The organism is Mesoflavibacter sp. CH_XMU1422-2 (assembly GCF_037029245.1).
GTDB classification, from domain to species: domain Bacteria; phylum Bacteroidota; class Bacteroidia; order Flavobacteriales; family Flavobacteriaceae; genus Mesoflavibacter; species Mesoflavibacter zeaxanthinifaciens.
Genome location: NZ_JAYMEE010000005.1, coordinates 93909 through 120565 on the forward strand (window position 1 = coordinate 93909; position 26657 = coordinate 120565).

At 30.0% G+C, this 26657-nt stretch carries 18 protein-coding genes; 2 read left to right on the forward strand and 16 right to left on the reverse strand.

The annotated features are described in order from the left end of the window. Window positions 1-33: 33 nt before the first annotated feature. The 7 genes from WA340_RS01600 to WA340_RS01630 all read right to left on the reverse strand — a co-directional run bounded on the left by WA340_RS01600 (window position 34) and on the right by WA340_RS01630 (window position 16683). Window positions 34-2250: a T9SS type B sorting domain-containing protein gene (locus WA340_RS01600; RefSeq protein ID WP_336127010.1), complete on the reverse strand. Its 2217-nt coding sequence runs from the start codon at window positions 2248-2250 to the stop codon at window positions 34-36. Window positions 2251-2316: 66 nt separating this feature from the next. Beyond that, window positions 2317-4644, reverse strand: a complete 2328-nt coding sequence (locus tag WA340_RS01605; protein WP_336127011.1) for a choice-of-anchor L domain-containing protein — start codon at window positions 4642-4644, stop codon at window positions 2317-2319. A 60-nt stretch (window positions 4645-4704) separates the two neighbouring features. Next, the gene (locus tag WA340_RS01610; RefSeq protein ID WP_336127012.1) at window positions 4705-9546 is read right to left on the reverse strand and encodes a choice-of-anchor L domain-containing protein; all 4842 of its coding nucleotides are present in this window, start codon (window positions 9544-9546) and stop codon (window positions 4705-4707) included. Between the two features lie 104 nt (window positions 9547-9650). After that, the gene (locus tag WA340_RS01615) at window positions 9651-11492 is read right to left on the reverse strand and encodes a gliding motility-associated C-terminal domain-containing protein (RefSeq protein ID WP_336127013.1); all 1842 of its coding nucleotides are present in this window, start codon (window positions 11490-11492) and stop codon (window positions 9651-9653) included. A 33-nt stretch (window positions 11493-11525) separates the two neighbouring features. Then, entirely contained in the window at window positions 11526-14849 is a 3324-nt protein-coding gene (locus WA340_RS01620) for a T9SS type B sorting domain-containing protein (RefSeq protein WP_336127014.1), read from the reverse strand. 70 nt (window positions 14850-14919) lie between these two features. Next, window positions 14920-15756, reverse strand: a complete 837-nt coding sequence (locus WA340_RS01625; protein ID WP_336127015.1) for an ABC transporter permease — start codon at window positions 15754-15756, stop codon at window positions 14920-14922. 27 nt (window positions 15757-15783) lie between these two features. Next, on the reverse strand, window positions 15784-16683 hold the full coding sequence (locus WA340_RS01630; RefSeq protein WP_336127016.1) for an ABC transporter ATP-binding protein: 900 nt from the start codon (window positions 16681-16683) through the stop codon (window positions 15784-15786). A 98-nt stretch (window positions 16684-16781) separates the two neighbouring features. Here WA340_RS01630 and WA340_RS01635 point away from each other — a divergent pair, with 98 nt between their 5' ends. Beyond that, window positions 16782-17840 carry a hypothetical protein gene (locus WA340_RS01635; RefSeq protein WP_336127017.1) on the forward strand — a complete coding sequence of 353 codons (1059 nt, stop codon included), beginning with the start codon at window positions 16782-16784 and terminating at the stop codon, window positions 17838-17840. On the opposite strand, the gene WA340_RS01640 is transcribed toward WA340_RS01635, so the two are convergent. Genes WA340_RS01640 through WA340_RS01675 form a run of 8 tightly spaced genes read right to left on the reverse strand, consistent with a single transcriptional unit; the run spans window position 17837 to window position 24573 of the window. Next, a complete protein-coding gene (locus WA340_RS01640; protein WP_106679302.1) occupies window positions 17837-18352 on the reverse strand; it encodes an IS1096 element passenger TnpR family protein in 516 nt (171 codons plus the stop codon). The two genes, WA340_RS01635 and WA340_RS01640, sit on opposite strands and share 4 nt — an antisense overlap. 39 nt (window positions 18353-18391) lie before the next feature. Next, the gene (locus WA340_RS01645; protein ID WP_336127018.1) at window positions 18392-19411 is read right to left on the reverse strand and encodes a COX15/CtaA family protein; all 1020 of its coding nucleotides are present in this window, start codon (window positions 19409-19411) and stop codon (window positions 18392-18394) included. A 5-nt stretch (window positions 19412-19416) separates the two neighbouring features. Further along, a complete protein-coding gene (locus WA340_RS01650) occupies window positions 19417-20829 on the reverse strand; it encodes a CCA tRNA nucleotidyltransferase (RefSeq protein WP_336127019.1) in 1413 nt (470 codons plus the stop codon). A gap of 35 nt (window positions 20830-20864) precedes the next feature. Beyond that, window positions 20865-21239: a GxxExxY protein gene (locus WA340_RS01655; RefSeq protein ID WP_304143161.1), complete on the reverse strand. Its 375-nt coding sequence runs from the start codon at window positions 21237-21239 to the stop codon at window positions 20865-20867. A 34-nt stretch (window positions 21240-21273) separates the two neighbouring features. Then, complete coding sequence (locus WA340_RS01660) at window positions 21274-21834, reverse strand: L-threonylcarbamoyladenylate synthase (protein WP_304143163.1); 561 nt, start codon at window positions 21832-21834, stop codon at window positions 21274-21276. Continuing rightward, window positions 21834-22595, reverse strand: a complete 762-nt coding sequence (locus tag WA340_RS01665) for an FkbM family methyltransferase (protein ID WP_304143165.1) — start codon at window positions 22593-22595, stop codon at window positions 21834-21836. Before WA340_RS01665 ends, WA340_RS01660 begins: the two co-directional genes overlap by 1 nt. A 14-nt stretch (window positions 22596-22609) precedes the next feature. Next, window positions 22610-23575 carry a glycosyltransferase family 2 protein gene (locus WA340_RS01670; RefSeq protein ID WP_336127020.1) on the reverse strand — a complete coding sequence of 322 codons (966 nt, stop codon included), beginning with the start codon at window positions 23573-23575 and terminating at the stop codon, window positions 22610-22612. A 32-nt stretch (window positions 23576-23607) separates the two neighbouring features. Then, window positions 23608-24573: a hypothetical protein gene (locus tag WA340_RS01675; RefSeq protein ID WP_336127021.1), complete on the reverse strand. Its 966-nt coding sequence runs from the start codon at window positions 24571-24573 to the stop codon at window positions 23608-23610. Between the two features lie 86 nt (window positions 24574-24659). Here WA340_RS01675 and WA340_RS01680 point away from each other — a divergent pair, with 86 nt between their 5' ends. Next, complete coding sequence (locus tag WA340_RS01680) at window positions 24660-25529, forward strand: hypothetical protein (protein ID WP_336127022.1); 870 nt, start codon at window positions 24660-24662, stop codon at window positions 25527-25529. Here WA340_RS01680 and WA340_RS01685 read toward each other — a convergent pair. Continuing rightward, complete coding sequence (locus WA340_RS01685; RefSeq protein WP_336127023.1) at window positions 25518-26588, reverse strand: glycosyltransferase family 4 protein; 1071 nt, start codon at window positions 26586-26588, stop codon at window positions 25518-25520. The genes WA340_RS01680 and WA340_RS01685 overlap by 12 nt on opposite strands. Window positions 26589-26657: the final 69 nt, after the last annotated feature.

The following is a 26657-nucleotide window of genomic DNA, read 5'->3' on the forward strand; positions in this document are numbered from 1 at the left end:
TGAATAAAAATCAGATATTTTCTTTTATAAAAGTTAACGTTTTAAGGTGAAGTGACCTTTAAGCTGTTCTCCAGATTTTAAGTTAATAAGATACCAATAATCGTTAGTAGGTAAAACGTTTCCGTTATACATACCATTCCAACTTAAATGAACAGTAGATACTTGTTTTAACAATTTTCCATACCTATCAAAAATATATACTTCTTTTATGATTTGATTAGGATCTATAATTTGCCAAACTTGATTGTAAGCATCTCCGTTTGGAGTGAAATACTTAGGGATGAAAAGCTCATTTACAACAGAAACATTTATATCAAAATTTAACTGTCTAACTACACAACCATTAATATCTCTTACAAATAATGTGTACGTTCCGTTTGATAAGTTTGAAAAAGTATTACTGTTTTGATAAGTTATATTGTCTAAAGAATACTCATAAAATATAGTATTGTCTGACATAGAAACTGTTATAGTATCTTCAATAATTGTTATGTTGTTTTGATCTAAAGTGAAATCAATATTTAAGACGGTTACCGTAAAGCTAGACTCGTTACTACAGGTATTTGGCGCAGTACCAATTTCATTATAAATATAGATAGTTTGTGATGTAGAAATGACATCGCCAGCGTTTAACATGGTTCCGCTACCATTGGCACCAGTAAAATAATTTCCGTTGGTTAAAGTAGGTAAGGTATAATCTTGGCAAACGGTTTGGTCTGAGATTGTATCAACTGGTGGATTACCAGATATTGTTACCGTAAAGCTAGACTCGTTACTACACATGTTTGGCGCAGTACCAATTTCATTATAAATATAGATAGTTTGTGATGTAGAAATAATATCTCCAGCGTTTAACATGGTTCCGCTACCGTTAGCACCAGAAAAATAATTACCGTTGGTTAAAGTAGGTAAGGTATAATCTTGGCAAACGGTTTGGTCTGCGATAGTATCAACTGGTGGATTACCAGATATTGTTACTGTAAAACTAGACTCGTTACTACACGTGTTTGGCACAGTACCAATTTCATTATAAATATAGATAGTTTGTGATGTAGAAATAATATCTCCAGCGTTTAACATGGTTCCGCTACCATTGGTACCAGTAAAATAACTTCCGTTGGTTAAAGTAGGTAAAGTATAATCTTGGCAAACGGTTTGGTCTGAAAGAGTATCAACTTGTGGATTTAAAATATAAAGTTGAGCGGTATTACTGTATAAATTGCAATCTGTAGAAACCATTTGACAGTAATATTGACTGTTATCTAAAGCAGTTGGTGCATTTGTAATCGATAAAGTATTAGTGTTAACTCCAGAAAAAATAGAGTCGTTATTTAATGGAACCCAAACACCAACAGAATTTAAAGTAAACCATTGGTAAGTATACGAACCTGTGTCTACATTTGTTGTAAAACTTATATTTGAATTATCACAAATTGTTTGAGAGTTTGGATGAGTTATCGTTGGGTTGCTATTATTAAAATTAGTTGTGTGGCTATCTAAATCACTACAATTTTCTGTCCCTGAGATAGACCAGTCTGAAGCGTTAAAAATACTAATAGGAGCAATAGCGTTAGGGTTTCTTATAAAACTATAGCCTCTTTCGTTTAAAGCTTCTACTACATCGATAACGACACCATTTTTAAGTAATTTAAATTCATCATTATCGTTAAAACCAGAACCAACACTTTCGTCTGCAGAAACAGAACAGGTATTTCCATTACTACCCATTTGCAAGATATAAGTTTGTTGTGGCCCAATGGTATTAACTAAAGGAACAGTTATAGAAGGTGTAGCATTACCAATATCTCCGTAGCGTTCTATATCATAAATGCCATCTAAAGTTACAGTAGTGTTGGAAGGGTTGTAAAGTTCTATAACGCCATAACTTCCAGGTTCTGAGTCATATATTTCTGAAATATAAATTTCGCTAGTATTACAAGAAGAATCTAATACATTTATTTGCGTTGCTGCTGTTGTAGAACAACCACCAGAAGTATTTATTATTAAATCTGATAAACCATTAGTTCCTGTAGGAATAAAAACTTCTATATGAGTATTGTCAATGATGTTATAAGTCGCAGAAATACCATCAATAGTAATTTGAGATGTTGTAAAAAAATTGCTGCCATTTATAGTAATTAACGTGTTTGCGGGACCAGAACTAGGGTTAATTGTATTAATTATTGGGTCTGGACAACTTGTAGCTAAAAGCGTATTACTAGAAAGAACTAAAAAATAAATATGTTTCATTTGTATAAATAGGACGGCAAATAAAACAATATTTTATCTTATTTGTGTTAAGTAAAAGTTAGTTGTTTATCTTTTTAAAGCAAAATGACTTCTATATGTTCTACCATTGGTATCTGTAAGTAAAAACCAATAGTCATTTGCTGGCATTAACCTTCCTCTGTAAGTTCCGTCCCAGCCTTTTGTGTTTGGGTTAATAATATGTATAAGTTTACCGTAGCGATCAAAAATTTTAACATCAAGATTAGTGTTGTAACCATCTGTCATTCCGTATGGTTTCCAAAAATCATGTATTGTATCATTATTTGGTGTAAAGTATTTAGGAAAACCAATTATTGCTATTGTTTGCTCTACAGTTTGACAACCGTTAATTTCTGTAACATAAACAGTATGTAAACCAGCTGAAACATTAGTAAATGTATTACTGTTTTGATAAGCTTGACCATCTATTGCGTAACTAAATTGACCAGTATTTTCTAAATTAATAGTTACTGTATTGTTATTAGAAAAGTCGGTGTAATCTATACTTTCTATTATTGGTGCTTCAATTGGATTTACAATTATATTTCTTGAGTTTGAGCAACCGTTAGGATCTGTAATAATTACGGTATAGGTACCAATTTCATTAATATCAATAAAACTTGTGTTAACTCCAGTGTCAACACCATTTAATAACCATTGGTAATAATAATTGCTTGGTGAGTCATTTAAAACACCACCATAAAGCGTGATAGTTTCAGGGTAATTATTTAAGCAGTAATCTAAAGATTGATCTGCTTCTATTTGTGGTGTGTATAACACAGATAAATCTACATTAGTAACTGCAAAACATTCATTACCATTACTAGTAACTTTAGCATATATAGTTTGAAAATTAACTTCGGTATTTTCAAAGCTTAAAGGTAAAGGGTTTGTTTCCGCGAAAGCGTTATCTAAATTTTGATAGAATGTTATTGTTGAATTTGCAGGAACAGCATTAGCAATTTGCGATTGTACTTGGGTTAAATCAAAGGTTGTAAAACCGTCTAATTCACCTTCATCGCAAGCGTCTAAAGAAAAACTTGATAATGTATTATTTGAAATACTTAAGTTAACTTCTGCTATGCTAGAACAATTAGACTGAGTAGAGCTAACCAGTGCAAATACAGTTTGATTTAATTGTGTGTTATTAAAACTATCAGGCGTTTGTATTGGGTTAATTTGTTGTTGCGCATCATTAAAATTAGTAAAATAATCTACTACAAATAAATTGCTATCATTGTTTATAATAGTCTGCTCTGCATAGTTTAGGTTAAATGTGGTATATCCATCTTGATCAATATCGCAATTTGTTAATGATGTGTTTTGAACAATAGGTTGTTGAAACTCTTCAATAACAACTTCACCATAAGAAATGCATCCATTATTTAAAGTAACTTCTACACTGTAGGTTCCTGGAGAATCTACTAAAAAATCAGAAGTAATTTCGGGCTGTAAAACATTATCTTTAAACCATGTGTAAGTTGTTGCGTTTGGTTGTGAGGCGTCTAATGTTGTGGTGTCATTTTCGCATAATGCATTATTAGTGTTTTGAAGTAAATTAGGACCTAAGTCTGTATATAATTCAAAACTACTTGCTTCTAAAAATACTGCCGAATCATAACGGTAATTTTGCTCGTCTGCTATAACTAATTTTACCTCATAAGTAACATTAGGTGTTGTATTTGCAATAGCAGTAAGTACAGCTGTTTGACCATTAAAATTTATTGGTGCATTGCTGTTATTCCAACTTCCAAAATACGCTTGATTTTCTTCTTGACAAGCACCAGGTATTCCTGGATGAACAGTCGTTACCTTTACCGGAGTATTAGTTTCTGGTACCAAAGCGATGTTTTCGTACTGTTGTGTGCCACTTTGCCTAATTAAAAATCCAAATAAATCGGAATATTGACAGGTGTTGGGATTACCTTCTTGATATTCTTCTGATGCAAATAAATATCTAAAGCTTATTTGGTTTGCAGGAGCAGTAAATTCAAACTCTATAATGGTAGCATTAATTGTATTACTTTCATTTAAAATTTGTTCTAAATCTGTATCACCTTGCCAATTATTAGCATTATCATCACTAAGACTTGTGTTTGGTCCGTTTACGTTAGAGAGTTTACCTGTGCTTAAAACAACACCTTCTTGAAACGGAAATGAAGATCCGTTAGCATTAAAATATCCGTAACTTAAATCGTTTGTGTTAAAATTACCACCAACGACATTAGTGACTTGAACATTAGATATACACGCATTACCTATTAAAACATCTTCAATTAATTGTTGTGGTGTGTAAGATGTCCAATCTGTAGTTACATTTTGTGATACAGCTAAATTTATACTTAGTAAAATAAATAAAATAAACGCTTGTTTCATACATTTTAAACTGGCATGCAAATATACGTAACAAATCTAATTATTAGGACTATAAAAATGTTAAAGCTTTAATGTGAAATGCCCTTTAATTTCAAATTCTATAGCGCCTTTTTTAACATTAGCAACATACCAGTAATCTGTTGCAGGTAATAGATTTCCGTTATAAGTTCCGTCCCAACCTTGAGAGGTATGATTTAGTGTTTTTAAAAGTTTACCGTAACGATCAAAGATATGTACTATTGTGCCTTCTAACTGCTCTACACCTGTAATATGCCAAGTATCAAAATATCCATCATTATTAGGTGTTACAAATTTAGGTACATCAATAATTATTATGTCTTTTGAAGTCGAATTACATCCGTTTAAATCTATTACTGTTATTGTATGAGGACCAATTGGTACGTTGTAAAAGAAATTAGATTCTTGTGGATCTTCATCATCAAATTGATACAAATAATCTCCAATTCCTGAAACTTCTACAGTAACATTGTTTGGGTCTGAAAAATCTATAGTTTCTGTAAAGTCAATAGTAGCAGCTTCAGATTGAGAAACAGAAAAACTTGTAGAAGTAGAACAACCAAATTGTGTTGTAACAGTTACAGAATATGTTCCAGTTTGATTAACTTCTATATAAGAATTTGTACTTCCGTTAGACCATAAATAGCTGTCTGTTGGTACATTTGTTTCGGCAGAAATTAACAATGGTAAATTATCTAAGCAAAGTACTTGGTCTTCAATATCTAATTCTGGTTTTCTATGTACAATTGTATTAAAGCTTGTAGTGTTGTAGCATCCTGTAGTGTTGTTTTCTATACGGATAAAATATGTTGTTCCATCTTCACTAAATACATTTAAATCTGTTAAGGCGTTTTCATTATTATTAGCATCTAATTGAGATGTATAATAGCTTACCGTAAAGTTTGAAGAGTTTTGATTACCTAATACAAGCGGAGTTTGCTCGCCTAGATCAAAATTAGCAAACAAGTCATCATCATCATCATCACAAGTTTCTAAATCTTGAATAGTATTTGCTGTTGGTAAAGGGTTTACTTGTAGTGTAAAAGACTCTACGTTAAAACAGTTGCTTCCAGTAAAATTAGATCTTACAAAAATAGTCTGATTACCAACGTTGTAATTGTAATTTGAGTCTAAAGTATTTTGTTGAAGTTGAGCGTCGTTTAAAGATAAATAAAACTCAGTTTCAATAGGCTGTGTTGTGTCTACTAAGTCTGGTAATATATTGTTTAAATTATAAGATAAAGTATTTTCTTCACAAATTTGAGTAGTTACATTTGGATTAATAACAGGTGGTACTTCAACAATTAAATCTAAAGGAATTTCTGCATAACAATTAGAAATAGTATTTACAACTTTAATAAAAACTGTCTGTGGATTTACTGTATTTGTAAAGTTTTCTGGGTTAGCAATCTGGTTTGTACCTTGCTCTAAATCTGTAAGGTTTGTGTAATATTCAATCTCTGTATTATTCTGTCTAATTGGCAATACTTCAATTTCTGAAACGGTTAAATCAAAAGTTGTAAAACCGTCTGTATCATTATCGCAAGTCTCTAAGCTGTTTGGTGTGTTTGTTATCGGGACTTGTATAACATTAAATTCAAAGCTAGAAATACCTTTACAATAAGTACCATTATCAACAACAGCAAAAATCTGTTGAGGATTTACTGTATTTGTAAAAGAATTTGGTAAAGGATTAGTTTGCGCTTCAGCTTCAGCTAGAGATAAATGATAAGTAACCGTTAAATTTTCTGATGAACCTTGAGTGATTTCTGAAGTAATATCATCTAGATTAAAAGTTTCTGATCCATCATTAGAGTTGTCGTCACAAACAAATATATCTGTTGGAGTATTGTAAATTGGGTAAGCGCCAACTTCTATATCAAAAGAAGTTGTATCGTAACAACTTTGATCTGTAATATTATGTACTCTAACAAAAATAGTTTGAGGCGAAGATGTATTTTGATACGCAACAGTTTTATCAATAGGAGCTACGTTGTTTATAGCATTTTGAGCAGTTTCAAAATATAAAACTTCTTTTCCTGTTTGACCGTTTAAAATTTCTGCATCTTTTTCTTGAAAGATAAAGTCTGCGGTTTGATTACCATCATTTTCACAATTGGTATAAGTTTCTATTGGTGTAAATATAGGTAATGTGTTTACTATTATAGTAATAGATTGCACAGCGTAACAACCGGTATTAGTATTCTCTACACGGCAATATACAGTTTGTGTATTAGCATTATAATTTTGCGTATCTGTAATCGGACTGCTATTAGTTTCTGCATCAGTTAATGAGGTATGAAAGCTAAAAGCTCGATCTGTAGTGGTATTAACAATCTCTGGAATTTTTGCGTCTAAATCTACTATAAAAAAACCATCTTGATCATCATCACAAATTATAATATCTGAAGGTTGATTAATGGTTGGAGCTGGTAAAACTTCAATATCTAAAGAAGACGTTGCGTAACAACCAGTCATGGTATTTTGTACACGTACATATAATGTTAAAGGATTTGTTGTGTTGGTGTAAAATGCAGGCAAGCTATTAGTATTATTATCTGCATCTGCTTGTGTTAAGAAGTAATCTACAGATGGATTAGGTATACCATTACCAGAAAACGCATCAAAAGAGGTTAAATCTATACTTGTAAATCCGTCGTCATCTGTATCGCAGTAAGTTTGTGTATCTGTTAAAATTACTTCAAAACCTTCGTTTATTAATAGTTGAATATTTGAAAAATGACTGCAGCTACTACTATTTAAGGTTATGTATAATAGAGTAGGACTAGCATTAATAGTATAAGGTACAGATTGATTAATAGCATTGGTATTATTGATTTGATCAGTTTCTGTTTCGTAAAAATCAATAGTAACGTTTTCTAAATCATTAATAATTTCTAATCCTATATGGTATAAATCAAAATCTACAATTTGATCATTCGATGCATCATCACACTCATAAAAGTCGGTAATATTTGTGCCTGTTTCTAAAAGAAATGCGTGAAGCTCCATAGGTACAACAGAAGCACAACCAGTTGTATTATCTTCAACACGTACAAAAACAGTTTGAACATCTTGGTCTATATTATCATAACTTGTTGGGTTTACTATTGGATTTGTTCCATTATTAGCATCTTCTTGAGACTCGTGATAAGTCACAGTTACGTTTGTTAACCCTTGTAATATTTGATCAATTTCTTGAGTAAGATCAAATGTGTCAAAACCATCGCCATCTTGCTCGCAAGCATCTAATTGAACAGTTTCAGGATTAATTTGCGGATTTGTATTAACTTCAATATCAAGCGTTGTAGTTGTAAAACAGCCTGTAGTTATATCTACAACACGTACAAAAACAGTTTCGGTTGGGTTAGAAGGTGTATAAGGTTGAGGTATTGGATTGTCTCCTGTTAAAGCATCTGCATTAGAAAAATGATAAGACACTACATAGTTGGTATTTGAAGACGTTATTTCATCATCTTTAACAGTCATATCTACATTGCCTCCACCATCAGAACAAACAGATAAAGGTGATGGATTAACTATTGTAGGAAAAGGATTAATTATTAAGTTGAAAGTACCTATGTAAATACAACCAGACGTGGTATCTTGAGCATTGTAGAAGATAGGTAAAACAGCTGTAGTACTAGTTACAGATGTTGTTGGGTTTTGGTCATTAGTTGCATCATTTTGAGAGGTATGAAACGTTATATCGTAAGTTGAAGGCGGAAGTGTAGCTTCGATTTCAGAAGTTTTTGGTGTTAAATCAAATATCTCTGTGCCATCATTTGAGGCATCATCACACACTTCAATATCAGAAATTGTTGGTCCATTTTGAACGGTGTTTAATACAACATTAATACTATCTTGAAAAGAACAAAAATCTGAGCTTAAAGGTACTGTAACTTCAACAGTGTAATTACCATCTGTAGTAACATTTAAAGTACTACTAGTTTCGTTATTAATTATATTTCCGTCTAAAAACCATTGGTATGTAGCTTGTGGATTGTTAGTATTTGCATCTAAAGTTATAGATGCATCACAAGTTGTAATATCTTCACCTAAATCTACAGAGTCTGTAAAGCTGTTTCCTTCTATAAATACTGCAGTGTCAAAGTTTCTGTCTGTTTGATCGGCTACTATTAGTTTTATGCTATATTGTACGTTAGGTGTAATATTTGCAGAAGCTGTCATTACTGTAGTACGACCATTAAAATTAGTGTCTCCAATATTATAACCTTCAAAATAATTACTATTTTCTTCTGGGCAAAAACCAACTATTTCATCATGAATAGTATTAGTGTTTACAGGTGTTGATGTGCCTGGTACCAATGCAATATTTTGATACGGATTATTACTTCCTGTTTCTCTAATTAAAAAAGCAAATCCATCGGAGTATTGACAAGGGTAATCTGCAAAATATTCTTCTGATGCTAATATATAATTAAAAGAAATTGTACTAGAGGTAGAAATAAAATCAAACTCAATAGATGTAGCATTTAGGGTATTATTTATTCCAAGTGCAGCTTCTAAATCAGGATCTGTAGTCCAGCTATCGCTACCTTCGTTTAATGCACTAGTGTTAGTTGTATTTCCTGCAGAAGTTACTTGTCCTGTAGATAAAACAATACCATTTTCAAATGGAAAGTTTGAGTTTGCTCTTTCAAAATATCCAAAGCTTTGAAAACCATCAACTTGACCATTATAATTAGAGTTTATGTTACTAACTTCTACACAACCTTGTACTAAATTATTTTCGATAAGTTGTTGTGAGGTAAAACTGTCATTTACAGTTATTTGTTGTCCAAAAGATAAGTAACCAATAAGAAAATGAGTTACTGTTAGCCAAAATATTAGACTATTTTTGTAGGTTTTATGCGCTTTCATGCTATGTATCAGTCAATTAAATAAACTTGGGGTATGTTTATGTTGCGAACAAACGTATTTAATTAATCGATAAAATGCAAATTTTAGCGTTAAAATGTTATTAACTATTTATTAAGATATACCCAGCCAACCAAATCATCGTATTTAGGATCATGAAGTTTTAATACGTAAAAATATGTTCCTGTTGGTACAACATCACTAAAAGCTAATATGCCTTGATTGGTTTGACCATGCCACTTTAGATTATTATTGCCTTTAAAAATTAGCTTTCCGTAGCGATTGTATATTAAAAGCTCGTGATTTTCAAATATATCATATAATCCTTGTATGTTGAAGAAATCGTTTTTTGAGTCTCCATTAGGAGAAAACCCTTGTGGAACAAAAGGTGGACAGTTTTCAGTTTGTAATTCAAATTGAAAAATATCAAAACACTCTTCTGTTTCTGCAGTTATATATATTGTTTGAGGCGTAGAGTTTGAAGCGTAATTTGCTGGTGAAAGGATAGGGTAATCTTCATTTATATCTTCTAAACTTTCAAAAAAACTAAAGCTGTTATATTCTATTTCATTTATTTGGCTAAACACTTGTGTTAAATCAAAATTAGCTTTCTTTTTTCCTTGGTTACAAGCAGATATAGGGTTAAGTAATATAGTTTCTGGTAATGGAATTAATTGAATAGTTTGAAACGTATTATTATTGTTTTCATTGGTTTCAGTAACAATTCCGTTGCCAGATCCATTATCATCTACTACGATTTCTAAAATAAAATTATCGGGATAATTAGGCGGTATTGTTAAGGTTGTTTGGTTATTTTCTGAAGCATTGATTGGTATGTCATTTTGTGTTGTACTTTGCCCAATTAGTGTATTGTCAATATAGAATGAAATTGGTGTGTTAACAGGTAAAATATCTGTGCTGTTAGTGTTATAAACGGTGTAATTTATATCTATTTCCCGATTTGCACAAAACACATCATAATTGTTTATTGCAATTGTGGCGTCTGGTAATTGGCTGTTTAAAACCGTAATTATGTTGTTAAGAATAATTAAATCTGCTCTAAAAATTCCAAATTGGTCCACACCGCCAGTAGTCATTTTAATGGTAACCTGTGTGTCGCCTATAGATATGTTGTTTTCAATATTATAAACATCTAAATCTGCATTGTAAAAATTTGTAGAATTTGTAAAAGTATTTGTGCCATTAAAAGCGTTATCTGGTAAGTTTAAAGGTGGATTGGATAGAATGTTTCCGTTAATAGAAAGACTTTCTCCGTAGTTTAAAGCATTGTCTCCTTCCCAAGCTAAAAAACCAATTTTAGCATTGTCATTATCTAAAACATCAATGTTGTCTAGGATAATTGTTTTTTCTTGAACTTCAGAATTTATAATTTCTAAACCTTGAAACAGATTAATTTGATTAAGAGGTAAGTTATTATCCTCGTAGATAACGTATAAACTCCAACCAGCATAATTAGTACGATTGTTACAAAATCCAGGTGTACTTATTAGGACCGAATTGACATCTAAATTAGAAAGGTTATATGTTGTGTTACCTTCGTTAATTATTTGATTTGTCACATCTGCATAGCAGGCAAAGTAAGTGAGTTGTCCATTACTACCAGCATCATAATTTACGTTATATGTGTCTTGAGCATTAATAGTTATATTGTTTAAGGAAACTTGAGTATCTCCATTACCAGAGCCAGACCAGAACAGGTAAGCCGCAATTATATTAACATTATTAGGTAAGTTTAAATTAGCTGAAGCAGAAGTAGGCAACGTACAAAAACTACTGTCAAGGTTATTCTCTGCTGGGTTTAATGTATTGCCAATTGCAGTGTAATCATACCTACCATTAAATTGCTGAAATAATGTAATATCCTGAGCTTCTAAAGTATTTAAAAAGCAAAGTAAAATTACTAAGTATAAGAAAGTAAAGTTTTTCATATTTAGGACATTACTTTCTAAAATTACAAAAAACTACCTTTTTAAAGTAAAATGACTTTTAAAAACACGTCCATCTTGTAGTGTTACAGAAAACCAATAATCATTACTTGGCATTGGTTGTCCATTATAAGTACCGTCCCAACCTTTACTTTTAGGATCTATTTGGGTTAACAATTTACCGTATCTATCAAAAATATATATTTTAGAATTTGGTTGAAATTGACTTGATACTCCATAAACTTGCCAATAATCATTAATTGCATCGTTATTAGGAGTAAAAAATTGAGGAAAACCAATAACAGATAATGTATCTGAAATTAATCCGCAATCATTTTTTACGTCAATAATATTAACAGTATATATTCCTGGTGGTACTTGAGTGAAAACAGAGTCACTTTGGAAGCCTGTACTTTCTCCTTCACTATTGATTAATTCGTATTCATAAGTACCTTCTCCAGAGGTTAAAATACTAACTTGATTATTAGTTGTGTTTCCGTCTAAAATATCAATATTTTCAATTGTAGCTATGTTAGATGCTTCTACAGTAAAAGTTTTTACTTTTTCGCAACCATCAACCGTTGTAACAGTTACGGTATAATTTCCTGGTTGATTTACTTCTATACTATTTGTGTTTTGTCCTGTTGACCAATTAAAATAATAGTTGTTATTAATAGGTGAAGTAGCACTTAGTGTAACAGTTTCTGGGAAGAAATTAAGACAGTAAAAAACAGTTTCGTCTTCATCTAAATCAGGTCTTTCATTAATAATTAAATCGACTTCGCTAATACCATAACAATTGTTATTGTTTTCTGCACGAGCGTATATAGTTTGAAAGTAAGCAGAAGTATTGGTGAAAGTTGAAGGTAAGGCATTACTTTCTGTCAACGCATCATTGTAGTTTTCGTAAAAATTAATTGAAATATTTCCTGGTAATGCCGATGTCATGTTAGTGCTTATTTCATTTAAATCGAAAGTGTTAAAACCATCTTCAGAGCCTAACTCGTCGCATACTTCAAATTCATAATTATTAATTTGAGTGGTACTAACTTCTAGTGTTAGTTCTGTAATGTTTACACAATCAGTATTACTGTCTTTTGAAACCGCATAAACTATTTGTGGGTTACTTAAGTTGTTATAAGATGTTGGGTTAGTAATTGGTGTAACTTCATTATTAGCATCGTTTAATGTGTCATAAAAAACAACAGATAAATTAGCGTTGTTGTTAGTTATATTAGTTATAGCTTCTTCTAAATTAAAAATAGTGTACCCGTCAGGTATACCATCTTCGTCACATTGTAATAACGTATGGTCAAAAGATGCTGGTACTGGATTGATAATTAAATTGAAGCTATTAACTGCATAGCAGTCTGTGTTATTACTGTTTTCTAGTCTTACATATACTTCTTCTTGAAAAGGTGTGTTGTTATAGTAGTTTAGGTTTAATGGACTTAAATTATTTTCTGCATCATTTAAATTAGCGTGATAACTAATATTGAATAAAGTAGTGTTTTGTCCGTTGTAAACTTGACTATTATAACTTGATAAGTCTACAGTTGTTTGACCGTTTGTATCATCACCATCAGATAAATCATCACAAACTTCAAAGTCATTTAAGCTATCTATTACCGGTGTTTGAAATACTGAAATATCAAAATTAGTTGTAGCATAACAGTTAGGGTTATTAATGTTTTCTACACGAGCAATAATTGTTTCTTGAGGTAATGTGTTTTGGTAATTACCGGTAATTTCGTTTTGGTTATTATCTGCATCTGCTTGGTTTTTGAAGTATTTAACTTCGTAAACTGCAGCATCTTGACCGTTTAATATTTCTGTGTTTAGATCAGTCAGATTAAAGTCCCAAATATTGTCGTTATTATCATCACAAATTACAATGTTATTTGGCGTTGTTGCAGTAGGAATATCGTAATAGGTTACAATTGCTTGACCTTCTTTTGTATCACAATCACCGTTATTTAAGTCTATTATAACTTCGTAATTTCCGTTTTGTGTCACTAATAATTCATTAGGAATTGCTGGTGTTGCTATTGCATTACCATCTTGAGTCCAAGTATATGTTGCACCAGGAATATCTTCTGCAATTAGTGTATAGTCATCTCCAGTACATAATGGTAAATCTACAGTATTAGCATTATCGGTTGGGATAATATCAATTTTTTCAACAAAAAAGGATGCGATAAATGGCGGTAAGCCTTGTCTAGAAACTAGTCCATTTAGATCTACAGATTGGTGTTGATAATCTGCTGCTTGCCCTAAGCTGTTAGGAGAATTTATTGTACTTAAAAAAGGCGTACCTTGATTATAAGTAGCACTTAATGATCTATAAATTTTACCATCAGGTCCAAGTTGCAATGCACTTCTATACATAATTCTTTGGTCCAATATTTCTTCTGAAGCACTAATGTTGTTGGCGTTTAAGTCATATTGAAGCAAGGCTCCATATTGTGCATTAGCATTATTAAAGTCATCTTGAGGAGTCTCAAAATAGGTTGAAACATATAAGATTTGACTATTCGGGGAAAACTCTACACCGTAAGGTCTTTGCGTTTTTCCATCTGGATTTAAATTAATGTTTATTTGTTGAGCATTAGAAGCTTGACCAGAATTAGTGTCAAAATCAAAAAGATATAATCCAGAAGCAATATTAGCACATGCTATTTTTGTCCCATCTGGAGAGATTTTAAGATAACCTCTTCTTTCTGGAACAACTATATTTAGGTCTGAAATTACAGGAGTAGTGTTTACACCAGTAGCAGTTACTTCGTAAGCAAATATTGAGTTGTTTAAGTCACCACCATTAGTGTCTGCAAATGTAATTACCCAAATATTTTCTGTTTGACAGTCTTTTAAGACAGCGCTTAATTTTTCTGAAGTATTGTTTAAAAGATTAATATTTTTATTTGTTGTAACAGTTCCTAAACCGCCATTAGCTGTCATGTCTACTTCGGAATAATGAAAACCTTCGTCTGGATTACCTTGAAACTCTGTATCTACAGTAAAAATATAATAGATATCAGCATCTTGAGGTTTTGGTATTATAATAGCAGATTGTGTGCTAGAAGGATTTCCTTTTAAACCATTTCCATTAGTCATTACCTGATGGTTTTTATTGTATACAGTTATTCCGTCTGTGTAAAATAATAAATCACCATTTCCATCAGAAATACTTGTACAACCTTCATCTGTAGCTAATTGCCCATTGGTAAGTGCTGTTACAGTATTTGTCGAAAGATCAAAATTGATTCCTGCATTGTTACCAAAGTACCAGTTGGAAGCCTCATTTTGAGAATGAACAAATGACACTAACAGCAAAAATGTTAGTAATAATATCTTTTTCATAATCTAGTATAGCCAGATTTGTAAAGATATTACAAAAATGAAAAACGAAAAGATATAAAATGTTAAATACCTATAAATCTCTTTTTTGCAACAGTTTGTAAGAGCCGTAAATAAATAAAGCTGTCCATGCTAAAACAATAACAATTTGATACCAATGTACAGAGTAATCAAAATTAAAATCTTCTCCTACCTGTTTGGCTAGTTCTTTAGCTGCGCCAAGTCTTGATCCTGGTTCTACGATTAGATTTGACATACTTTCTAAAGGAAAGAATTGTGTAATTGATCTCCATGAGTTTTCGGTAAGCTCTATTTCCCAACGTAATAATCCGTATGCTATTTTTTCTATAATAAACCAAACAAATAAAAAGCCTAATGCAAATGCAGATCGTTTAATTAAAATACCTAAAAATAAGCAGAAAGAAAAGAAACCTATTAATTTTACAAAGAAGGCTAAAAGGTATTCTGTGTCAGAAAACACATGGTAAAGCTCAGTTATATCAGAAAATGCAAATCCTAATATTAGTGTAATTATAAATACGAAAACGGTTGATACTAAAGCAAAAACACTTACGGTTACAAATTTAGAGGCGATAAATTCTTTTTTACTTAAACCATCTATTAAGTTTTGCTTAATGGTCTTGTTACTATATTCATTTGCCATCATAGACACAATAACAATTGCTAAGAAAAATTTTAACGATGCAGCAACATAAGTATTAAAATGCCAAATGTAAGGAAAGTCAAAAATTCCTTGTTCTGCTAAATGAAACTTTACAGGTCCAATATCAAATTTGATTGAAGCTATTAATGCTATTGATGTTAATAATATAAAGTATGCTAAAATAAGCACCTTACTTGATCGGTTATTCCAAAGTTTGATTAATTCTATATTTAAAAGTCGTAACATTATTGTCGGTTTTTTGGTTGGGTTTGTTTAAGATAATTGGTCTGTAAGTTGTAAAAATTGCTCTTCTAAACTTTCTTTACGTAAAACTAAATGAGATAGGTTGATGCCATTATCAAAACACAGCTTGTTTAAAGAGCTAGATAACATAGGTTGATCTAAAAATGCAGTTACTAGATCGCCATTAACTTTTACATCTTTAATGTTTGGATTGTTATTTAAAAAGTTAATTAATGCATCTGTGTTTTCTGCTTTTAGTTCAAAAAAACCATTACTAGTAATCATTTGGTCTACAGGACCTTCATAAAGTTTTTCGCCTTTTCTTAAAACGACAACGTGGGTACATACTTTTTCAACTTCGTCTAATAAATGAGATGCTAAAAGTATAGTTGTACCTTTACTTGCAATCTCTTTGATTAAAGATCTAATTTGATGTATACCTTGTGGATCAAGCCCATTTGTAGGCTCGTCTAAGATTAAAATTTCAGGATCATTAAGCAGTGCACTAGCTATAGCAAGACGTTGCTTCATCCCTAAAGAAAATGTTTTAAACTTACTATTTTTTCTTTCAATAAGTCCAACAAGTTCTAATTTTTCGTCTATTTTTTCTTCAGCAATATCTTTAATTTTACAAACTAGCTTAAGGTTTTTGTAAGCAGACATGTAAGGGTAAAAGTTAGGACGCTCTATAATAGCGCCAACTTTTTTTAATGCTTCGTGTGTAGATAAATCTCCGTTAAACCATTGAAAATTTCCTGAAGTTTTATTTACAACATTAAGTGTAATACCTAAAGTAGTAGATTTACCACTTCCATTAGGTCCTAAAATTCCGTAAACATTTCCTTTTTCAATAGTGAAAGATAGATTGTTAACTGCGGTTAAATATCCGTACTTTTTTGTAAGGTTTGAGATGGTTAAAATTGTGCTCAAAATATTTTTGGTTTTTGATTGATGTAAGTAAGACGATTGTCGCTTGGTTTTGTTACAATTTATAAAATTTGTTACTAATTTTGAGTAAATTAGTGTCTATGCAAGATTTAAAAATTTCTAAAAAGAAACCATCATATCCTGTAAATGAAAAATTACACAAGTATTTAAATGAATATAATAGAAATTTAAAAATTTCGATTTTATATGAAGATTTGTTGCGTTTTCAAGGTTCTGTTACCGTTTATGATAAAGATGATAATGACACGCTTTGGATACGCGTATATTATAACGAATTTGATCGCGCAGAAATTGATCTTAACCTAAAAAAAGTCTACACGCAATTACACTCTGACGGAAATGAAAAAACCATTCCTTTTTTAAATGTAGATGCTGTAGATTACTGTACGTTTGGTAATAGTAAGCCTTTTAGAGTAAAAGTTAGAAATATTTTAAACGATAATTACACCTATTTTTATGTAAAAAAAGCAGATGCGTCAAGAATTTATGGATTAGAATTAGAGCATATGCTATCGCCTTACAACCTAAATTTTTTGGTTTATAAAAACACCTTAATTGAAGAGCATATTGCAGGAATACCTGGTGATGAATTTATAGAAAATATGTTGGAGGATTGCTCTCCTTCAGAAAAATCTCAAATCGCCAAAGAGTTTGTAAAGTTTAACGAGCGTTGTATGATTAGATTACTTGGTGATATGCGCGCATACAATTATGTCATTGTACCAACGCACGATTTTGATCATGTGGTGTTTAAAATTAGAGCTATAGATTTTGATCAGCAATGTTATGAAGGTAAGTTTAATGTTTACCGACCACAATTTTTTAAAGAGAATAATAAAATGGTGGCATTAGTTGCAGAAAAACTTACAAAAGATTCTATTGATCAATACAAAATAGAAGAACGATCTACTATAGCAAAACGTATGATTAGTTATCAAGATAGAATAGGAGAGTTGTTAGATTGTATGACTAACGATACTATTTCTATTGAAAAACATATCGAAATGCTTAAATCTAAAATCTATGATTATACTATGGATATAGAGTTTAGGCGTAGCAAAAATATGGGCGAAATCTTAAAAAACGCTTTAGATTTTGTAAAACGAAACTATCAAGATGTTAATACCAAAGGGTATTAATTCCAGTTTTCATCAAAATCTAAACTTTCATAATCATCAACATCATAGTCGTCGTCAAATTCATTAAAGTCGTCATCACTATCGGCTTCAAAAACTTTTTCTGGAGCTTCTGTAGGAACTTGACCTTGCACATACATTAGGTTTGGGTAATCTGTACCTTGCGCTTCTTCAACAATTTCAGCTAATTCAACAAAAAATGTCCACATACTTAAAAAGTCGTAAACATAGATAAGTTTTGTTTGTGCTTCGTGTACGATGTCTGCAATGGTAGTTTCATTCATTAATTTAACTTGATTTAAACCATCGCTCATGTCAAAAAGGCTAATTTCTTCACCTTGATTCCATTCGTCATCACTAATATAAAAAGACGCCATTTCTGTACCATCAAACCCAAAAGATTGAGTGATAACATTGTGTAGATCTTCCATAGTATCGTTTTCACGAATTTCAAAATCTCTAAAGATATCTTCTTCTGTATCGTTGTCTAAAATAGCTCTAAAACGGTAAATCATAATTAAAAAAATAAGTTTACAAAGATAAGGTTTTAATCCTTATTTGCTAAATCTATGTAAAGTAAATGTCATTGCTGTTAATAAGAAAAATGCACCAACTTGATGTGCAACACCTAACCAAACCGGAACTTGTAATAATAGGGTCAATACACCTAAAACAAATTGTAAAAAGACTAAGCCTACAAGACTATTTAAAGCTAGTTTTTGGTATTTGGTTTCTATAAATTTTTGTCCTTTAAAAAATACGATTAGTATTAATGCAACTACAAAATAAGCAAGTGTACGATGTACAAACTGTACACCACTTTTACCTTCGGTTAGGTTTAATAAAAGCGAGTTTTGTTCGGTATACACAGTTTCATGAATAAATTTACCTTCACTCATCATTGGCCAATGGTTATGTATCCAACCTGCATCTAAACCAGCAACAAAAGCACCATAAATTATCTGTACTAATAGCACAAATGTAGTTACTCGTAACAAGTTTTTAAAAGCAGAATCTGTAACCTTGTTAAAAGGAAATATTAAATCTAATGCAACCCAAAATGTTAGTGCAAAAGTGATAAAAGCAGTAGTTAGATGTGCAGCCAATCTAAAGTGACTAACATCTGGTCGATCTACCAAACCGCTTTTTACCATGTACCAACCCAAAAATCCTTGAAAAGCACCAAGACACATCAAGCCTATTGCTTTTTTTATAGTTTGTTTGGTGAGTTGTTTTGTAATTAAAAAGTATACAAAAGGAAAGAAAAACACTAACCCAATAACACGACCAATAACACGATGGATCCATTCCCAAAAGTAGATGTCTTTAAAATCTTCTAAAGTGAAATGGTTATTAAGTTTTTGATATTCTGGGTATTGTTTGTAAAGGTCAAAAGCAGCATTCCATTCGGCGTTATTCATTGGAGGAATTGTACCAGAAATTAATTTGTAATTAGAAATTGATAAACCAGAATGGGTTAAACGTGTGATGCCTCCAACAATAACCATTATAAAAATTAATAAACAGCCTGTTAGTAGCCAATAAATTACTTTTTTGTTGTCTTTCTTTTTCATAACTATTAAGTTTTTAAACCTAAAGCTTTACCTTTTTCAAGCATTAATTTGAAAGCTGCTTCGTGATCGTTTGGAATATCGCCTTCTAAAATTGCTTCTTTTATAGCTTCTTTAATTAATCCAACTTCTCTTGAAGGTTTTAAGTTGAAAGTCTCCATGATTTCTTCTCCAGAAACTGGTGGCTGAAAGTTTCTTACAGAGTCTTTTTCTTCAACTTCAACTAATTTTTCTCTTACAATTTTAAAGTTGTTATGATATTTTTTAAATTTTTTAGGATTTTTTGTCGTGATGTCTGCTTCACATAGCGTCATTAAATCATCAACATAATCTCCAGCATCAAATAATAAACGTCTAACTGCCGAATCTGTTACGATGTCCTGAGCTAAAACAATTGGTCTAGAGCTCATAAAGACTAGTTTTTGGACGTATTTCATCTTATCATTTAAAGGCATTTTTAAGCGCTTAAATAAGTGATATGCCATTTTAGAACCTTCAAATTCATGACCATGAAACGTCCAACCTACTTTTTTGCTAAACTTTTTTGTTGGTGCTTTACCAATATCGTGCAATAATGCAGCCCAACGCAACCAAACATTTTCGGTATGTTTTGCGATATTATCAACAACTTCTAAAGTGTGATAAAAATTATCTTTGTGACGTTGTCCTTCTTTTTCGTCAATACCTTTTAAAGCGGTTAATTCTGGTAAAATTATTTGTAAAAGTCCAGTTTTTTCAAGAAGTAAAAACCCTATTGAAGGTGTTGGACTTTCTAAAATTTTATTTAGTTCTACTACAATACGTTCTTTAGTGATAATTTTAATGCGCTCGCTGTTTTTAGAAATGGCTCTTAACGATTGATTTTCGATTTTAAAATCTAATTGTGTAGCAAATCGTATTGCGCGCATCATGCGCAATGGATCGTCACTATAAGTGATATCTGGATTTAATGGCGTACGTATGATTTTTTTTTCTAAATCTTCAATACCGTTAAATGGATCTAGTAAGTCTCCAAAATTAGCTTCAGAAAGATTTAAAGCTAATGCGTTTATAGTAAAATCACGACGGTTTTGATCGTCATCTAACGTACCATTTTCTACAACAGGATTACGACTATCTTCGTTGTAGGATTCTTTACGTGCACCAACAAATTCTATTTCGATATCTTCATACCGTAGCATTGCTGTTCCGTAGGTTTTAAATACTTGAACTTTTGGTTTGTTTGGTAATAATTTAGACACTTCTTTTGCAAGTGCTATACCACTACCAATTGCTACCACATCTATATCTTTTGCATTACCACGTTTTAAAATAAAATCTCTTACAAAACCACCTATTACATAACTGTCTAAGTTAAGGTTTTTAGAGGCTTGAGAGATTATTTTAAATATTGGGTTTTGTAGTGCTTGTTTGTAATTCATTAAATATTATTTTTTGCCACGAATACACGAATGTTTTATAAAACTATCCTTTTGTGGTCTAAAAAATCTTTATGAAAATTAGCTAAAATAGCTAACTTGTTTTCAGATACTTTTAAGTAATTAATACATTGTGATATATGTTTATCATGTATGTTTTCGGCACTTTTTATTTCTAAAATAATCTTATCAAAAACAACAAAATCTGCATAGAATTTATGTTTTAAAGTGATGTTTTTGTAGTTTACTTTGTATTCTTTTTCTCTTTCAAAAGGTATATTTTGCTGCTTAAATTCATACTCTAAAGCATCTTTATAAACAATCTCGGAGAAGCCACTGCCAAGATTATTATATACCTCAAAAAGCACTCCTATTATAGCATAACTTTCATCTTTATAAATCAGTTTATTCATTTACAAAAATATATTTGTGAATTAGTGGCTTGTCTTACTCACGAATAATCTTTACTTCACCATTATTTGACAATTTTATAATTGTAGATGGTTTGGTGTTAATTTTTTCGTTTTGCAAATTTACAACATAATCCACACCTTTTAAAACCGCTTGAGTTATTTCTTTAAAGGAATTTGGTGTTGGTTCTCCAGCAATATTTGCTGAGGTAGAAACGATGGGTTTTCTAAATTGTTGGATAAGTTTTTGACAGAATTCATCTTTTGGAATTCTAATAGCTAACGTGTTGTCTTCAGCAATTAGATTAGTAGCTAAACCAATTGGATTATCATAAATAATAGTTGTTGGTTTGTCACTAAATTCTATTATTTGGTAAGCAACTTCTGGTACCTCTTGAATATATTTTTCTAACATTTTTAAATCACTAACCAAGCATATTAATGCTTTAGAGGCTTCACGCTGTTTTAATTGATAGATTTTTTTTACTGCTTCAAAATTTGTAGCATCGCAACCAATTCCCCAAACCGTATCTGTTGGGTAAAGTATGGTGTTGCCTTTCTTTAGTTGGTTTATTGTGTTTGTAATCTCGGTTAGCATTACGGTAATCGTACTAAATCTGTATTGTAAAAAATAAGCGTACCTTCGGTAGTTGTATATAGAATAAATTGTTGATACTTGTAAATTGTTCTAAAAACAGTATAGGCACAATTACGCTTCATTCTATCATGAGTTTCTATAAAAATAACTTTTACTTTAGGTAACCAATTTTCATAATTTTTTTCAAAAAGTTCTTTTTCAGCTCCTTCAATATCTATTTTTAAGATATCTATGGTGTTCCATTTTTTGTGCTCTAGAATTTTATCTATAGTGATGGATTCTATATCAAAGCTTTCGTTTTTATTAACTTCTTTGATGACAAAACTATTTGTAGCATTGTATGGGTTTTCTACTTTAAAAAAAGAAGATTTGTTATAAAGTCCTTTATTAATTATTTCTATTCGTTTATGATTGTTAAGATTTTTGTTAATCATTTTAAGGTTTCCTTTATCAATCTCTAAAGCAACAATTTCTGATAAAGGATATTTAAATTTAAAAAATAAAGAGGCAAAACCTGTGTTTGCACCTGCATCAATAATAGTGATGGGTTTAAATGTAAGCTCTAAATTATAAATTTTAGATATAAAAATTTCCTCAAAAGTTTCGTAATCTTTCGTGTCTTTTCGAAAAAATATGTTTTGTTTTCTTTTACTTAGGTATACTTTTTCTTTTTGGTTTTTTAAAGCAAAATAAATTTTTATCGATTCAAATAAAGAAAAATTACCTTTTAACGTTTTAATTATTTTAAGTTGTTTTAGCATTTGTCTTATTAGAGCTAGTTTAATTGTCTCTTACCTTTCTTTTTGTCTTTTCTTTTTCTAAAAAAATATAATATTGGGTTACTTTTTTTCATATTTATGTCTGCTTCTAAATATGTTTCAAGTAGTTTATTCTCAATGTCTTCTGCAAAAACAGGATGTTTGCTGTTTAAATTTTTATATTTTTCATATTGATTAAATAGATTTCTTGTTAAAATTTTGTAATCTTTGAATGATTTAGGTTTTTCGATTCCAGAAATAAATTTATAATACTTTGTCGGTTTAAAAGACCTTTTGTTTAAGGTACCAACTCCAATCTGTTGATTGCTATGTAGTCTATAAGAGATTAGTTTTTTAGTTGAGTAAAATAAGGATTTTCTTTTTGATAAAATATAAGCAAACCATTCATCATGAAGGAATTTTTTCTCTATAGTCCTAAAAGGGAAACAAAATTCTTTAACGTCCTTTTTTATACATAGTGTAGCACCAGTTAAAAAATTACCTCTAAAAATTAATATTTTATTCAAGTCAATAGGTTTTGGTATGTGTTCTTCAAAAAAATGAACACTATCCCATAAAGACTTTTTTTTTGATATTAAATTCCCATTCTCATCAATTAAATCTGCATTGGAAAAAACTCCAAGTGCTTCTTTGTTTTTTTTGAAAACAGCTAATGTTTCTTCTACTTTATTTTCTTTCCAAATATCATCTTGATCTGATAAAAAGATATAATCTCCAGAAGTTAATTTTATTGCTTTTTCAAAATTTTTATTACTTCTTAAATTTTTTTCATTATAATAAATTTTAAATAAGTCAGGATTATCTTTTTTGTAAGATTCTAATATTTGTTTGGTATTATCAGTTGATTGATCATCACAAACAATAATTTCGTCAATATTAATAGATTGGTTAAGTATAGAGTCTAATTGTTCTTTTAAAAAAATCTCTCCATTAAATGTACATAGCGCAACAGATAGCTTCATTTTTATGTTGTTTGTAATTTTAAATTTTTTTACTAATTCAAATCAAAAATCCTTTTTACCCATGACGAAATAGTGTAGTTATTGTATATTTTAGTACTTAATTTTTCAAATTTATTTTCAAAAAAACTATCAGGTATTTTATCGTCATCTATTATTAGTATGTTATTTGTGTTATAAAAGGAGTAGTTTTTTACATTTAAGTTATTAGTGATAATTCTTTTCTGTAAAGGCATAGCTTCAAAAAATCTAAAGCTTAAACCTGTTTGATTTTTTCTAACAAGATCCACAATTATATTGCATTTTTTATAAAACTCAATAAGTTGTTCTTGATTTATTTTTTTTTCTTGAAAATCTATTAAGTCAAGCTCTTCTTCTGATAAATTAAATTTTTTTAGTTTCTTTCTTTTGCCAATTACAATAAACTTAAAAGAAATTTTTTTTGATTTTAAATAATCCCCCAATTTGATTAGACTGTAGATTCGTTCATCTAATGAGCCAACAAACAACACTTCATATTCAATTTTTGATTTTTTTGATTGAACAGGTAAGTATATATAATTTGATGCTTTTTTGAAATTATATTTCTCGATGTCATATTTGTCAAAGCTATAAATTTCATCAAAGATACCATCTAATAAATGGTTAATAGGGTTTCTTTTTACACTGTCATAAAGATAAGCTTTGTATGATTTGGTTCTTTTTTTTATTTCTAGATGATATTTGTAATCTACCAATTCTGGGTTAATGATTAAAATTTGATCTTGAAAACCAAGCCTATCAAGCTGTTTAATTATAGCCTCTTGTCTTCTTATTTTTTTTAAGTTTTTTTTTAGAAATAACTTACTAAAAGCATTTGTGATTTTATCTTTAATACTAAGGTGTTTGTAGTTGGATATTTTAATATGGTAACTTTCAAATCCTTGGTTATTTAATTCGTTAACAATATGGTAATCATAATCCCAATGGTCAAAACTTATTAAACAAATTTTTTGAGTCATTTTTAAATTTAAATTAAAACTGTAAAATTAGCAAATTACTTAAATTTACTACCTTAAGTTTATATATTTGTTTTATAATTATCTTAATGATGAAAAAAATACATGTTGGCTTTTTATTGTCATATGACTATGAAAAATTAAAAAAATCAATACCACCTGTTTACAAAGCAGCAGATCACATATTTATTGCAATAGATAAAGATTTAAGAACTTGGTCTGGAGAAACTTTTAAAGTAGATGATTCTTTTTTTAATTGGTTAGAAAACTTTGATATTGATAATAAAATTACATTGTACAGAGACGATTTTTACGATCCAAATTTAAAAGCAATAGAAAATGATAATAGAGAGCGCCACATGCTTTCATTAAAAATGGGGATAGGCAATTGGCTAATACAAATAGATAGTGATGAATATTTTTTAGATTTTGAAAAGTTTGTTAAAGATTTAAAAAAATATGATAGATTTTTAAAAAAACCTAAAGAAAACAATATTCAAATAGCTTTATATTCTCTTAATTTATATAAGTATACAGATGGTGGTGTTTTATATGTAAAAAAGCCAACAAAAGCTGTTGTGGCAACAAATTATCCAAATTATAAAGTAGCTAGAGTAACAAGAAAGCGTATTATCTATACAAAAAACTTGTTATTACATGAAAGCATAGCTAGAGATGAAGAAGAATTATTGTTTAAGTTTGATAATTGGGGACATAATACAGACATGAAAGATAAAAAAGGGTTTATTGAAAAATGGCGAACTACAAATAAATCCAACTATAAAGAAAGAGAAGATTTTTTTTATATAGAACCAGAAAAATGGAAATATTTAGAGTTTTGTGAAGGAGAAAATATTTATGAATTAAAAAAGAATCTTGATATAAACAAAATAATACCCTCTAGTATTTATATAGTAGCAAAAAATCTAGGTCAATATTTTAAGCATTTATTTAAGTAAACTTTGATAAACTTCTATATAAGCTTTAGCTGCATTGTCCCAGTTAAAAGATTTTGCGTGTGTAATATATTTTTTTTGTAATTCAGTTTTATTTAATTTAAAAAAAGACAGACCATTTTTAACAATATTAGCCATGTATTCTGGATCATAATTATCCCAATAAAAGGCGTGTTTGCCACCAATTTCTGGTAAAGATGTAAGGTTAGATAAAAACACAGGTTTGCCAAATCGCATAGCTTCTATAGGAGGTATACCAAAACCTTCACGTAAAGAAGGAAAAACAAAAGCTTGGCAATGTGACATATAATATTGCTTGTCTTTCTCAGATATTTTTCCTGTTATAATAACTCTTTTGTTAAGTTTGTATTTTTTTATAAGAGGTAATATTATTTCTTTTGTGTAAGCCGTATTGTTATTACCAGATAAAATTAAATTATAGTCAGGTAAAAAATTTAACATCTCTATTAACGAATGAAAGTTTTTACGTATAGTAAACTCTCCAATACTAAATAAAAAAGGTTTTCTAAAAACAATTTGTGGTTTATAATCTTTAAAATCTATAATTTGTTTAATGGTATTACCATTGTAAATAACATACTCTGGTACATTAGGAACTTTAAAATGTTTATGTGTTGAAGTTTTAGAGAAATTTGAAATGTAAGTTATAGCATGACTTCTATTTAGTTTTTCTTGAAACCTAATATTGCGTGGGTGATCTAGTTTACTAGAAACTTCATCAATAAAATTAACGTCGTGTACAGTAAGTAAATATGGAATGTTATGATAAGGTTCAATTTTTAAATTTTGATTTAAACTATGCCATAAATTAAATTTTTTTCTAATAGCAAAAGATTTATAACGTCTAAAAGAATAATACTTTTTGTAGTCAAAAAAATCACCAAATTCACTTTCTAATTTATTTATATTTTTTGCATGAAGCGTAATCTTAAAATCTTTTGGGTTTTGCTTATAAATCCCTTGAATTAAATGATAATTAAACTGTCCAAAACCAAAATTTAAATTTTTTATATTATGAGATTCTAAAAAAATATTAGGCATTAAATTCTTTTTGTGCAAAGTAATTAAAAATGTAGTTAATTGTATTTTTTTTAAATAAAAAATAAAACT

Coding starts and splice junctions, on each gene's coding strand:
- WA340_RS01600 (WP_336127010.1), bottom strand. CDS start 2,250: ATGAAACATATTTATTTTTTAGTTCTTTCTAGTAATACGCTTTTAGCT.
- WA340_RS01670 (WP_336127020.1), bottom strand. CDS start 23,575: ATGAAGCTATCTGTTGCGCTATGTACATTTAATGGAGAGATTTTTTTA.
- WA340_RS01660 (WP_304143163.1), bottom strand. CDS start 21,834: ATGCTAACCGAGATTACAAACACAATAAACCAACTAAAGAAAGGCAAC.
- WA340_RS01605 (WP_336127011.1), bottom strand. CDS start 4,644: ATGAAACAAGCGTTTATTTTATTTATTTTACTAAGTATAAATTTAGCT.
- WA340_RS01665 (WP_304143165.1), bottom strand. CDS start 22,595: ATGCTAAAACAACTTAAAATAATTAAAACGTTAAAAGGTAATTTTTCT.
- WA340_RS01640 (WP_106679302.1), bottom strand. CDS start 18,352: ATGATTTACCGTTTTAGAGCTATTTTAGACAACGATACAGAAGAAGAT.
- WA340_RS01625 (WP_336127015.1), bottom strand. CDS start 15,756: ATGTTACGACTTTTAAATATAGAATTAATCAAACTTTGGAATAACCGA.
- WA340_RS01680 (WP_336127022.1), top strand. CDS start 24,660: ATGATGAAAAAAATACATGTTGGCTTTTTATTGTCATATGACTATGAA.
- WA340_RS01675 (WP_336127021.1), bottom strand. CDS start 24,573: ATGACTCAAAAAATTTGTTTAATAAGTTTTGACCATTGGGATTATGAT.
- WA340_RS01635 (WP_336127017.1), top strand. CDS start 16,782: ATGCAAGATTTAAAAATTTCTAAAAAGAAACCATCATATCCTGTAAAT.
- WA340_RS01650 (WP_336127019.1), bottom strand. CDS start 20,829: ATGAATTACAAACAAGCACTACAAAACCCAATATTTAAAATAATCTCT.
- WA340_RS01615 (WP_336127013.1), bottom strand. CDS start 11,492: ATGAAAAACTTTACTTTCTTATACTTAGTAATTTTACTTTGCTTTTTA.
- WA340_RS01685 (WP_336127023.1), bottom strand. CDS start 26,588: ATGCCTAATATTTTTTTAGAATCTCATAATATAAAAAATTTAAATTTT.
- WA340_RS01610 (WP_336127012.1), bottom strand. CDS start 9,546: ATGAAAGCGCATAAAACCTACAAAAATAGTCTAATATTTTGGCTAACA.
- WA340_RS01620 (WP_336127014.1), bottom strand. CDS start 14,849: ATGAAAAAGATATTATTACTAACATTTTTGCTGTTAGTGTCATTTGTT.
- WA340_RS01645 (WP_336127018.1), bottom strand. CDS start 19,411: ATGAAAAAGAAAGACAACAAAAAAGTAATTTATTGGCTACTAACAGGC.
- WA340_RS01655 (WP_304143161.1), bottom strand. CDS start 21,239: ATGAATAAACTGATTTATAAAGATGAAAGTTATGCTATAATAGGAGTG.